Raw genomic sequence first — 12,694 nt, 5'->3', positions numbered from 1 at the left:
CAATGCGTAGCCCTTTGGGAAAACCTCGCGTAGGCGGGCATTGGCAGCCTACGCGTGTTTGACCATTGTTGCGTCCGGTTCCAGCGCGATGCCGATGGCCGTGACGGGATTTTCCTGCGCCGCCCCTGGGCCGGCCGGCAATCCTAAGCCTGTTACTAACGGGCCATGAAGTTCAGATATTTATGCATTTTACTTCTTCCGCTTCAGACCGATGTGCTCGAGCGCGGCACGACCTAACGGATCACAATCGGCCGTCGATCAATGACGACGGGGCGCGGGCGAACGATCGTGCGAGGAGCGACCACAACGGGCGGGGGAGCAACGACGACCGGGCGAGGAGCGACAACCACGGGGCGCGGCGCAACGACGACGCCCCCCCCAGCCCGAACGCAGCCGCCGAGCGGCCCGCGATAGAAGCCGACAGCGCATCCGCCCGCGACCTTTGTGACGCCGTATGCCTTCGCTTGCGAGAGAGCGGATGACATCGGCATCGCCTGCGCCCCCAACGATGTCAGGACGAGGAAAGTAACGCTGATGGAGGTCAGGACAATTTTTGCGAGCATTTGATTCGGTTCCAATCTATTTCGAAATATGGCCGCGCAGCATCGAGCCGGTGCTTGGGGTCTTATTGCGCAGAGAACGCTGCGGCTTCCGCATCGCAGCCGCTAGCGGGCTTATTGGCTTGACGCATCTTTAAAACCTCTTCGCGCGCAGCCTTCATGTCGGCCACAAACGAGCCATCAGCGTGCAGTCGGGCGAAGGTCGCTGCGGCCATGGTCCGGCCCGCCTCAATATCGCTTTGCCAATGCGCGTTGCAGATGACCCGGCTCCGTCCAAATGCCAGGCCACGGGCCAGGAGTTCGTTCGAACGTTCCGGATTGATTTCCGCCAATGCAAGTGCCCAACCCCACCCGACTGCCGAATGGCCTGACGGATAGGATCCATCGGTCCGCAGAACACTTTCGTCGGCAGGCGTGCACGTGGTTTCGGAATGGGCCACGAAAGGACGAGTGCGGTGAAATTTGTTCTTCATGCCGTAGGTGGAGAGCCCCACATCCAGGAACATCCTCCGCATCAACGTATAGAGTTGGGGCGTGTTTTCCGCGTTGATCGAAAACCCCATGGCGCAAGAAAAATTCTTGGCCGGCTGCGGAAAGTTCAGATCGGCATCACGTTTGGCCAGGTCCCAACGCGCCGTCCCTCGCAAGGGAACCGTTGCCCGCCTGGCGTCCTCATCCCGCGCAAGCGAGGCTGATCCTTCGGCCGGCGGCGGCGGAAGCAGCTTCAGGCTGTCGGGCAAATCGTTTGTCTTCAAATAGGCGGGCAGGAGATCCAGGTGAAGATCGGGTGCCTGCAAGGAAGGGACATCCGGTGTTGTCTGTGCCAGAGCCGCGCCCGCAGCCAAAAGTGCCAGGCACGACGCCGCAGCAAAACGCATCATCCTATTCATTCGAAATTCCGTGAAAGAGACCAATTTTGATGCGCGACCGCTCGCGCGGCTGTTCACGAAGACGGTCCCTGCCCGGGCCGGCCAGGTAGGGACCGCCACGTCATTGGGCGCGGCGCGCTTTTTCAGCCTTCAAAAGTACATCGATGGCATTGATGATCGTCGATCCTTGGTTCGCCTTGCAATAGACGATCAGCTCATGGATCCCTTCTTTGACCCTGGGCAAATTGACGGACGATTTCTTTCCGAGGCCGTTATACCAGCCGCTGTACCAGACCCCGAGAAAGTTCGCATCTTCCTGGAACGTCCCGGCGAGTTGCCCGCAGGTCAGTTTCTGGACATTGACGTACCCATTCTTGTCGGCATAGGCGCTCAATTCCGTCTGGGCCTGGGCCGGGACCAGCGCCGCCGAAAGCGTAACGGCAAGAACAAAGGCGAGTGGTTTCATCATCGAATTTCCCGTTCGTGAGTCAGCAGCGGCTTCGGCCAGAATGTGCCTCCGCCCGGCTCTGAAGAGTGGAGTTTCCGCGTCATCGAAATTTGACGGGAGGCGGCGAAAATCGTGCTCGCCGCCTCCGGCTGGTCGGCGCTCAGTCGAGATAGTCGACCTTCAGATGCCGGATCTTGCCGTTGAAGGCGAAGGGCTTGCGGTCGAAATACGCGAGCGAGACGGGGGAATAGCTGTCCCGGCCGACGTCGAAGGCGTCATTGGCCGTGAAGGTCAACGCTGCCGAGCGTGGAACACGCCCCTTGCTGACCTCCTTGCCGTCCACCCGGATGATGATGTCGAGAGGCGCGGGGCGGACGCCGCTGGCCTTGCGTGTTTCGACTTCGATCTTGACCTTTCCGGTCGGGAGCGGGGCGGACGTTTCCAGCTGCGTCCGCTCGATCTCGAACAGATTGTACTCGTAGTTGAGCTTCCCGTTCTCGACCCACAGGGCGACACCACCCGAGATGGCGCCGAGCGCGTAGAGCACGCCCTTCGAGTCGGGCTGCAGATCCGCATCGATGGTGACGAGGTTGCCGCGTGATCCGAGCCGCGGCGCCGTGAACTCGGGAACGCCGACGACCTCCTGCGTGTAGTTGAAGGTCTTGGCGGGATTGGACGGTGCGTCTTCCGGGTGGAAGATCGCCGACCATAGCCCGCCGCCGACCGGATCGACCTTGTTGTCTTTCGCGCTTACCTCGAAAGCCTTTTTCAGCTCCTCGAGCTTGCCGGGATTGGCGGCGGCGACGTCCTTCGCCTGCGAGAAATCCTTCTTGAGATCGTAGAGCTCCCAGACATCGTCCTTCGGCGACCATGTCATGATCGAAGGATCGACGCCTGTCTGCCAGGGCACTCTGGGTCCGAAGGCCGAAGCGATCCATCCGTCCTTGTAGTAGGAGCGGCTGCCCATGACCTCGAAATACTGCTCCTTCTTGCGGTCCGGCGCCGTCGGGGACGCGAAGGAATAGGTCATGCTGGTGCCGTCGAGCTGGTCCTGGCTGATGCCGTCGACGAGCTTCGGCGGCGTGATCTGCAGGATGTCGTAGATCGTCGGCACGATATCGTTGACGTGATGGAACTGCGGACGCGGCGCCTTGTCCGCCTTGATCCGGCTCGGCCAGGACACCGCGAGCGGCGTGCGCGTTCCGCCAAAATGTGCGGCGATCAGCTTTGTCGACCGGTGCGGCGTGGAGCCGGCCCAGGCCCAGCCGGCATGGTACATGTTGTCGACCTTGGGCGACCCGAGCACATCCAGGCCGCCGAGCTCGTTCATGGTGCGGATATGGTCCTTGATCTCGGAAGGAATGCCATTCTGCGCCAGGAGTTCGCTGATCGTGCCGTTCTGGCCTTCCGCACTAGAACCGTTGTCGCCCCAGATGTAGAAGACCAGCGTGTTGTCGCGGATGCCGAGCTCGTCCAGGGCATCGATCAACCGGCCAGCCTGTGCATCGGCGTGTTCGGTGTATCCGGCGAACACCTCCATCAGCCGACGCTGGAATGGCTTTTCGTCCTCGGGAATATCGGCCCATGCGGCAAGGGTCTTCGGCCGCGGCGTCAGCTCGGTGTCTTTCGGGATCCAGCCGAGTTCTTTCTGGCGGGCGAAGACGCGCTCGCGCATGACGTCCCAGCCTTCGTCGAACTTGCCCTTATATTTGTCCGCCCATTCCTTGAAGATGTGATGCGGACCGTGGGAGGCGCCGGGGGCCCAATACATGAAGAACGGTCGATCCGGCGTCAGCGCGTGGACCTGCTTCATCCATGAGACAGCCTTATCGGTCATGTCTTCGGTGAAGTGATATTCCTTCTTCCCTTCGGATGGATTCACCCGGACCGTGTTTTCGACGACCGCAGGCTCCCATTGCGAGGATTCTCCGGCAAGGAACCCGTAGAAGTAGTCGAAGCCGATCCCCTGCCCCGCCGGCCAGTTCGTATAGGGGCCGACGGCCGTGGTCTCGTTGGCGGGCGTATTGTGCCATTTTCCGAAGGCACTCGTCGCGTAGCCATAATAGCCAAGGACCTTCGCTGCGGTCGCAGATGTGCGCGGGATCCGGCCTGAATAGCCATCCCAGTCATTCGCCAGTTCGGCGATCTGGCCGTAGCCGACGCGATGGTGGTTGCGCCCGGTCAGCAGCGCCGCTCGGGTGGGTGAGCACATCGCGGCATTGTGGAAGCGGTTATAGGTGATCCCGTCTCCGGAAACCCGGCTCAACGTGCGTGTATCGATCACGCCGCCGAAGGTGCTCGGAAGCGCCGGGCCGACGTCGTCGAGCATGATCACGACGATGTTCGGCGCATTGGCAGGGAGATGCGACTTCACCGGTAGGGGGCTGTAGGTCGACTCCGCGATCGTCGGTCCGGCTTTGCTCCCGGAGGGCGTTGGCGGAAACGGCAGCGAGTCCTGGGCTGCCACGGGCGATCCCAACATCAGGAGCGTCGTGCTTACGCCCAACCAGCGCGCTCTGAATTGGTGACTAAGAGGCCGTTTCATTCAATTCTCCGTTCCGAACGACACATCTGAACCCGACATGGCTTGTCGACATATCGATCGCCTCGGCAGCGCAATCTGGCATCGCGCTTGCCCGCGTCGCGTTCACTGCATTCACCTCCGCTTTCGCGGCCTTGCGATCGGCGAGGAAGGCCGGATCGGTCTGCGATCAGCAGGCGAATTCCGTTGCGAGCATTTCGGGCATGGGCAGCCTGCCCGTCTTGCCATTTCGCGCCAGTCGCAACCGGCAATGGTCCGTCATCGCCGATCACGAATCCCCTCGGGATTCGGCCTTGCAAAAAGCAACGATTCGGTGATCGCCGGCGCTTGTTCCGTGGGAAACGGCTCCAAGATCGCTGGAAACGAACTCAGCGCTGAATCAAGCCGGGGCGACCGTCATGCCTCGGAAATCATGCTGATGAATTGCTCCTTATCCAAATTCCGACCACTGACGACTGCAATTGAAGTGCGGCCTTGCAGCAGAATTGGTTCGGCAAGCAAGGCAGCTACCGATAGCGCTCCGCCGGGCTCAGTCACCAAGCCGAACTCCGCATACAATGCGGATACTGCGGCGCGGGCGTGATTGTCTGCGACACGGCCACTTTGGTTCCCGATCGCATATGAATGTCGAAGGGCAACGCGCCTGTCATAGGGGCAAGCAGAGCATCGCATATCGATGTCGCGTGGCTCTCTATGGCCACCCGACGTCCAGCAGAAAGGCTTCGCGCGAGGTCGTCAAAGCCGAATGGTTCGACCGCAAGCATGGTGGAACCGCTACCAGCGATCGCGAGCGCACAGCCCGCCGATAGGCCTCCGCCCGATGCGGTAGCGATAAACAAGTCGGGAACCGCGCCGAGAACAGATGCCTGCTCCATCGCTTCTGTTGCAACGGTCGCGGCTCCAGCGATGATTCACCGCCTGGGGTCCCTTCGGACTCGGCGCAGGCGGAACAAGCAAGACCGCCGCGGCAAGTCATCTGGAGAACGTAATTGGCCTGGCCAAGTCTGTAATGGCCGTGCACCGCGCCGAACGCCAGCGCGACCTGGAGCCCATCAAGGAAGTCGATCCCCTCGACATGCCGCCGCTGCGCTTCGGCTCTGGGACTTGGACCGCTGCGTCGCGCTCCTACGCCGTCATTCTATCGACGATCGGGCCGGCACGCACCTGCGCTGAATTCGCGCGCCGCGATCCGCTGGAAGGAATCGGCTTCGCGTGGCAGCGATCCGATGCGCTTTCCGCCCCAGCCGGCGATCGGTGGTTCGGGGATGCAGAGGACGGTCACGCCATTTTTTCCAGAATGTCGCGAAGACCGTTTATTCTCTGCCTTGGCAAACCCTGCGGGTTAGGACTGCTCATTGAATGCATAAATTGGGTGGCTCGAACCTCTGACGGGCTCATCCCGAACTCCTTTTTGAACGCTCGGGTGAAACCTGAGGGGTCTGCAAACCCCATTTCCTCGCCAATAGCTGCGATCGGGCGGAGATTGGTGCCCCTTGATAGCTCGGAATAACATTTCTTGAGACGCCGCCGCTGGATATAGTTCTTTACCCCGCCTTCGGCTTCCAACAGGCGATAAAGCTGAGAACGCGACATACCTGCTTCTCGGCACAGGAAGTCAGGACCAAAAGCGAGCCTATGTAGATTTTGATCGATTATTTTTCGAACGCCATCCTTACGCACAACTGCGATCGGGGTGGCCGCCTGGGCAGCACTGTCTTTTGACGGAGCAATACAGGCAAGCACCATCCCCCGGGCTGCGGATTGTAGAGCCGGCGCTTTCGCTCCGGAACAAGCCGGTGCATTCCTCGCCAACAACACCAGGAAGTCCCCTAGTAGTTGGCCCATCGCTCCTGGAATCGCTCTTCCATCCATCCCGTCCAGGACGGCCGCGAGCTCCGGAAAGCTATCTCGTGGGAGATAAAGCTGAACCCGCTCATCATCGTCTCTGGCGCTCGTGAGCGTCCGCCCCAGCGAGGAAACGTAAGGTACTCCGGCAGGAACATCGATAGCACGATGACCGCCCACCTCTCCCGCTGTTCGCTTTCTGCCGACCGCGATGTTCCAATGGTCGATCGGATTTTGGCGAATAAGGCCGGCGCTTCTAATGGCTTGCAACCTGGGAGCTTGAACCCGGCTTAAGCCAAACCCGCCGAAGTTCCAGGTTTCACAGGTAGCCACAAATCCTGCTTCGGGCTCGTCAATGACCGCATTGAAAACAGTTCCGAACCATCCGCGCCAAGCGTCGAACTGCTTATTCGGAGAAAGTTCTTCCGTAGAGAATGATGCATGGACAACATTCATCCAATTTCCGTCCATCATTAACAAATTATTCTAGGAAATAACTATCAGACCTTCCTGTACCCTTACGTTAATAACGCCAGTAAAGCAACGCTCTGATCGAATTTATAGGATACTAACGCCTTGGGATAGAAGAGATTTTCAGCAGACAGCTCTCCGAGGAAGGATGCCGAATTGCGCACCACCGTAAAGTGAGTTCCCGGTCACCCGCAAACGCGACCGCGTGATCGTCGAGCGCGGCGGGTGGAAGATGATCGTCCGTGACAACGGCAGCAAGATCACCAGCGATGCCAAACGATGCTGATCGTCACGCTGCATCAGGCTTCACGCGCACGCGCCGCGCTACGAATCTTACTTGGGAACGATCCAGAAACGAGATCCGTTGCGGCTGCGTAGTTCAGCGAAGATGATCTCACCACTGTCCAGGCGCGCAATGTCGACGTCACAGATGGGTACAGCGCTCAGCGTTCTTAGTCCACGAATGTCCGGTGAAAACCCACAGTCGCACCCCACGGATTGCGCAAGGCCATCTCCGCACGGCTGGCAGAAAGCCGGGCCACTGCCCACAAACTCATGTCCATTACGGGGCATCGGACGCTTGAGGAGGCGGAGCGATACACCCGCGAAGCACGCAAGCCGCAGATGGCGGATTCAGCGATGAAGAAGCTTCTGGCTGACTCGACAATCGTCCCACCGAGACCGGAAGTGGGACAAATGAAGGAAATAAGCCCTATAAAACAGGCTCATTTGGCCGCAATGGCGCTCCCTAGGGGACTCGAACCCCTGTTTTCGCCGTGAGAGTGAAACAAGAGAGCAAATCACCTGTCCATCGGCGTCCGCAGAACTTTCCTAAGTCTTTGACTTAATTGAATCGTATCCATAACGTACCATCGACGTCCATCGGCGTATATTTGACGGATATTAGACGAGATTCTGAACGCCATGGGCCGGGTTGTAGTTGAAGTTCCAATGTCGACACGCAATGCGAGAGCAAAGCTAAGCCCGGGAATATATTGGCGCTCTATCGATGCCGACACCCAGCTTGGATACCGAAAATCGCTTCGAACTGGAAAGTGGTTGGTCCGCTGGCGCGTCGGCAAAGGCTATAAGCAGGGGCCACTAGCGACAGCCGACGACGCTATCGACGCAAACGGCGACACCACCCTCACCTTCGCACAAGCTGAATCCGCCGCACGTCGCCATGTCACGGAACGCCGCGCCGACGAAGCCCTAAGAGCGACAGGCCCCCTCCTTACCGTCCAGATGGCTATCGACGAGTATGTCGCGGAACGGGAGGTCCGAGAGACCCCCTCGCCCGGTCGCGAGACCGGGAAGAAGCGTGATGCACGGTCCCGCCTTCACCGATACGTGTTGAGTGACCAGCGGCTTGCGGAACAGGCCGTAGGCAGGCTCACGACTGAACGGCTAGCAGAATGGCGAAGCGGTCTCCCCAAAAAGCTTGCATCCGCGACCCGCGTTCGGCTTGCAGGGGATTTCAAGGCCGCATTGAATCGGGCAGCCCGCGTTCACCGCAATAGGCTGCCGGCGGATATTGAGGTGACGATCAAGCATGGTTTCGCGACAGATCAGGCGGAAGCGCCGCAGGCTCGCGAGGCTCAGGTACTCGCCGATACGGATGTTCGTCGCATCGTGGCGGCAGCAGTTAACGTCGATAATGACGGCGAGTGGGAGGGCGACCTCGCGCGGATGGTCATATTGTTGGCTGCCACAGGCGCCCGCTTTAGTCAGTTGAAGCGGATGACGGTTGCCGACGTGCAGGTAGCGCAGAAACGCGTCATGGTCCCTGCCTCAAAAAAGGGGCGCGGCACGAAACGCATAAGCAAGATCGCTGTACGAGTTGGTGAGGACGTCTTGTTGGCTCTGCGACCGCTCATGGCGGGCCGGAAAGGCACCGATACGCTCTTGATTAGACCGCGCCGGAAGCAACTCAAACCAACCGTGTGGACTACGGTAAGTCGCGAGGCGTGGTCCTCTGCATCCGAGCTAACGCGGCCATGGCGGGCGATCATCGCAATAGCCGAACTGCCGACCGATATCGTGCCGTATGCGCTCCGTCATTCCTCGATTGTTCGGGGATTGGGCGCCGGCTTACCTGTGCGCCTAGTTGCGGCGCTTCATGACACATCGTCAGCCATGATCGAGCGGCATTATTCGGCATATATCGTTGACGCAATGGATGAGTTGGCAGCCAAGGCAATCGTTCCACTGACCGGCGCCGACATCGTCGAAATCTCCAAAGTGAAGAAATCCGCCAAATAGAGCCTTATCCCGTCCACGCTCCCATAATTTTTGCCCGCTGAATCAAGCCAACACCAAGAGTCTTGAGGAGTCCTCAGCTCCACCAAGGCTTTTCGCTAAGTTACTGATTTTATTCAGTTTTAGCGAAACATTGGCGGATATACCCCAAAAATTACCCCAACAAAAGCCGTGCTTTGATCTGGACCGATCTGGATTCGGTCGTCATGTGTCGAGGCGTCAAGCGCGCTAGAAGACGGCTGAGAACACTGCCACCGAGGCGGAGACGGCGGTTCGGTGCTTGGTCGAGTTGCATGGGGACATGCCGATCCAGGACATCGGCAAGGCCCACGGGTGGCAGTTTCGGATGCCATGGCGCAGATGCCGAAGGGGCTTCCCGCCAAGCTCCAGAAGCTGCCGATCAAGCAGCTCATAGCTCGTGACCTCAGCGCCTATGAGCGCCGCTCGGCGACGACGATCAACAAGACGCTGACGCTCCTGGGCGCTGTGCTGGCCCGCGCCGAGCAGGACGGGCACTACGAAATATTGCATTATTACGAGTTATGTAAGCGTGGTCTGCGGACCGCGCTGCGTCAGGCGGCGATCTGCTTGGTTTCCGCCGTCCATTGCCACGGCATGAGCTCGCCGATGCGGCTATTGGGCCAGCCTTCAGCGATCTTGCGGGTGACGTCTGCGATGTAGGCGAAGGGCTCGACGCCGTTCATCTTGCAGGTCTCGATGATCGAGTAGATGGCGGCGGCCCGCTCGCCCCCGGCTTTTGATCCGGCGAAGAGCCAGTTGCGGCGCCCGATTGCGACGCCTCGCAGCGCGCGTTCGGCGATCAGGTTGTCGATCTCCAGATGGCCATGGTCGAGATAGCGGGTGAGCGCCGGCCATCGTCTGAGAGCGTAGGTGATCGCCACGGCAAGCGCGCTTTTCGCCGAGAGCTTGGCGCGGATCGCTTCCATGCGCGCCTTCAGCTCCTCGAGTTGAGGCCGCGACTGCCCCTGGCGCGCTGCATGTCGGATATCGGGCGGCTGGCCGCGTACAGTCTTTTCGACCATGAAGAGGCCGCCGATCCGCTCCAGGAGTTCGGTTGTGGCGGGCGTCGCCTGGGTCTGGTGCAGATCGAAGATCTTGCGGCGGGCATGCCCCCAGCATGCGACCTCGACGGCGCGGCCGCTGCGATAGAGCTCGTCGTAGCCGGCATAGGCGTCCGCCTGGAGATGGCCCCGGAAGTCCTTCAACAGGGTCTGTGGATGTTCGGCGCGCCGATCCGTCGTGAACGCGAACCAGACGGCGGGCATGGTCGGCCCGCCATGCGGACGATCGTCGATCGCATGAACCCAGAGCCGTGCCGTCTTCGTCTTGCCGCTGCCGGGATCGAGCATCGGCACCGGCGTGTCGTCGGTGTGGAGTTTTGTCGCGGCCAGAACCGTTTCCCTGATGCGCGCCACGATCGGATCGAGCAGGGCTGCGCCTTGGCCCGTCCAGCCGGCCAAGGTCGAGCGATCGATGTCGATGCCCTGCGCCGCCATGATCTCGGCCTGGCGATACAAGGGAAGATGGTGGTCGAACTTCGAGACGAGAACGTGCGCGATCATGCGGAAGCTTGCCTTGCCGCGTGCGATGGCCTTCTCCGGAGCCGGCGCCTGCACGATCGCCTCGCAGGCGCGGCAGGAGAACTTCGGCCGGACATGGCGCACCACCCTGAAGGCGACCGGCTCAATGTCGAGCACCTCGTCGGCATCCTGGCCGAGACGGCGCAGCGCCCCGCCGCAGGCCGGGCAGACGCAGTCACCGCTGCCGGGCAGGTGCACGATCTCCTCGCGCGGCAGATGCGACGGCAAGGCTCGATCCGGCGCCTTTCGCGCGGGCGCGATGGACGGGCTGCGCCGCGGCAGTTCCGCCTCCGCCGTCTCCAGTTCCTCCAGCGCCAGTTCGAGCTGGGCGATCTCGGTTGCCAGCTTTTCCGAGGACCGGCCAAAATGCATCCGCTTGAGCCGGGCGATCGGAACCTTGAGCTTCTCGATCAGCAGATCGCGGCCGAGCAGCGCGCTTTCCACGACGGCTCGGGCGACCCGCTCGCGGTCGAGTTCCTCACGCTGCGCGACGACGAGGCGGCGCAGGGATTCGACGTCATCAGGAAGCGATGCGGTGCTGCTCGACACCAGGGATGGATAGCACAAAACGCCTCTGAACGACAGTAAAAACGTTCTGATTCAATGCGTTACCTATCCAGCCAATCCTGGCCGCCAGCTCCTGATCGGAGCGCGCCAGTCAATGCCCTCCATTAGCATCGCCAACTGCGCCGCTGTCAGCGACACCGTCCCCGTCGCCGCAGCCGGCCACACGAAGCGTCCCTTCTCAAGCCGCTTTGCGAACAGGCAAAGGCCCTGACCATCCCACCACAAAAGCTTGACCAGGTCGCCGCGCTTTCCCCTGAAGGCGAACAGCGCGCCCGAATGAGGATCCTGCGCCAGCACCTCCTGGATCATCACCGCCAGGCCGTCGAAGCCGCGACGCATGTCCGTCGCGCCGCAGGCGAGATAGACCCGGCCGTTGACGGAGAGCGGGATCATCGCGCGCCGAGCGCGGCGAGCACTCGCTTCAACGCCTTCCCGTCGACGCCGCCATCAACCCGAACCCTGACGCCGGAGGGAAGCTCGATCTCGATCAGTGTCGGCGTTGGCTTCGACGCCGGCAACGACATCTCGCATCGTCCAGGCTCCCGACGCGCCACCGCCGATCCCTGTGGCGGAGCGTCGGTAATCTCGACCCGAGCAAACGTCGGCGCGGCTGGCCTTGGCGCGCCCAGGGAACCGTCCAGAGCCAAGCGGCGCCACGTGTAAATCTGGCCCGTGCCGATCGCGTGATGATCAGCCGTCCGCGACACCGATCCGCCCGCGCCGAACGCCTCCTCGAGGATCGCCAGCTTCTCGTCCGTCGACCACGACCGCCGGCTCGACATCCGCGCGATCACCTGCACGCGGCCGCTGTGACCACTCCTACGATCGGTCGTAGGACCCCTCGCATCTCCGTCGATCTCGTCGGCCATGCCCGTCTCCGTTCAGGAGACATCGAAACAGCGCGATCAGGACTCTTCGCGCAAGGCGGCCGTCAGACCGCGCTTACCGAGTTATTCGAATTCGATAGTTTTCAAATACATTTGGAAGGAGGCGTTTGTGATTTACGGTTACGACGTAATCGGTGACACTCACGGACACGCTGACGCTCTCAAGCGATTGCTCGCTCAACTTGGATATAACGAACGGACGGGTGTCTATCGGCACGCCTCCCGCATGGCCATTAGGTGGATCGAATGAATTGTTGAGTTGAGGTATACTCCAGATACTGCCTTCCGATCCGCACAATGAATCACGGGCCGGAACCGAGCGGCGCACAATGGGCGCTTCAACGACCGATCCCGGAGTCTCTAGCCCGCCAGCAGCACTGCTGGCTGCGCTGGCGGCGGACCAGCGCGTTGCGCTGAGAAGCCGAGTCCTGCTCCGCAGGCCGGAAATAAATCGCCCTTCAGGTCAATGTTTCAATCCCCGCAGGCGTCGCTGCATCGTAGCCCTTCGGCGTGGGCCGCCTTGCGGTGGCGCGTGCTGAGTGAAGAAATAGGCGTATGGATAGTCATACGCCTATGCCGAAGCTCTCTCGGCTTGAAGTGATCACGACGGGATCGCGGCGGCGGTGGACGCCGGAAGAGAAGCTC

Annotated in this window: 10 protein-coding genes; 2 read left to right on the top strand and 8 right to left on the bottom strand. The window is 60.8% G+C overall.

The features are described from left to right. Window positions 1-625: 625 nt before the first annotated feature. The 5 genes from AC1DGP_RS09780 to AC1DGP_RS09760 all read right to left on the bottom strand — a co-directional run bounded on the left by AC1DGP_RS09780 (window position 626) and on the right by AC1DGP_RS09760 (window position 6,720). Complete coding sequence (locus tag AC1DGP_RS09780) at window positions 626-1,441, bottom strand: acid phosphatase (protein ID WP_476832061.1); 816 nt, start codon at window positions 1,439-1,441, stop codon at window positions 626-628. A 109-nt stretch (window positions 1,442-1,550) separates the two neighbouring features. Next, window positions 1,551-1,898, bottom strand: a complete 348-nt coding sequence (locus AC1DGP_RS09775) for an HdeA/HdeB family chaperone (RefSeq protein ID WP_441504459.1) — start codon at window positions 1,896-1,898, stop codon at window positions 1,551-1,553. A gap of 139 nt (window positions 1,899-2,037) precedes the next feature. Then, a complete protein-coding gene (locus AC1DGP_RS09770) occupies window positions 2,038-4,422 on the bottom strand; it encodes an arylsulfatase (RefSeq protein ID WP_441504458.1) in 2,385 nt (794 codons plus the stop codon). Window positions 4,423-4,952: 530 nt separating this feature from the next. After that, window positions 4,953-5,327: a pyridoxal-phosphate dependent enzyme gene (locus AC1DGP_RS09765; protein ID WP_441504513.1), complete on the bottom strand. Its 375-nt coding sequence runs from the start codon at window positions 5,325-5,327 to the stop codon at window positions 4,953-4,955. 370 nt (window positions 5,328-5,697) lie between these two features. Continuing rightward, a complete protein-coding gene (locus tag AC1DGP_RS09760; protein WP_476832060.1) occupies window positions 5,698-6,720 on the bottom strand; it encodes a helix-turn-helix domain-containing protein in 1,023 nt (340 codons plus the stop codon). 513 nt (window positions 6,721-7,233) lie between these two features. Here AC1DGP_RS09760 and AC1DGP_RS09755 point away from each other — a divergent pair. Further along, the gene (locus tag AC1DGP_RS09755) at window positions 7,234-7,515 is read left to right on the top strand and encodes a hypothetical protein (RefSeq protein WP_441504512.1); all 282 of its coding nucleotides are present in this window, start codon (window positions 7,234-7,236) and stop codon (window positions 7,513-7,515) included. A 171-nt stretch (window positions 7,516-7,686) separates the two neighbouring features. Next, complete coding sequence (locus AC1DGP_RS09750; RefSeq protein ID WP_476832059.1) at window positions 7,687-8,997, top strand: tyrosine-type recombinase/integrase; 1,311 nt, start codon at window positions 7,687-7,689, stop codon at window positions 8,995-8,997. Between the two features lie 569 nt (window positions 8,998-9,566). Here AC1DGP_RS09750 and tnpC read toward each other — a convergent pair. The 3 genes from tnpC to tnpA form a co-directional block, all read right to left on the bottom strand. Then, complete coding sequence (gene tnpC, locus AC1DGP_RS09745) at window positions 9,567-11,144, bottom strand: IS66 family transposase (RefSeq protein WP_476832058.1); 1,578 nt, start codon at window positions 11,142-11,144, stop codon at window positions 9,567-9,569. A gap of 63 nt (window positions 11,145-11,207) precedes the next feature. Then, window positions 11,208-11,555, bottom strand: a complete 348-nt coding sequence (gene tnpB, locus AC1DGP_RS09740) for an IS66 family insertion sequence element accessory protein TnpB (protein ID WP_441509182.1) — start codon at window positions 11,553-11,555, stop codon at window positions 11,208-11,210. Then, window positions 11,552-12,031 (bottom strand): IS66-like element accessory protein TnpA, encoded by a 480-nt coding sequence (tnpA, locus tag AC1DGP_RS09735; protein WP_441509181.1) that lies wholly within the window; start codon window positions 12,029-12,031, stop codon window positions 11,552-11,554. The genes tnpB and tnpA overlap by 4 nt, the downstream gene beginning before the upstream one ends. Window positions 12,032-12,694 lie beyond the last annotated feature (663 nt).

Source organism: Allobosea sp. 05T433 (genome assembly GCF_056396065.1).
Note: the sequence above shows the minus strand (reverse complement) of the source record. Positions and strands in the feature narration are given on the sequence as shown.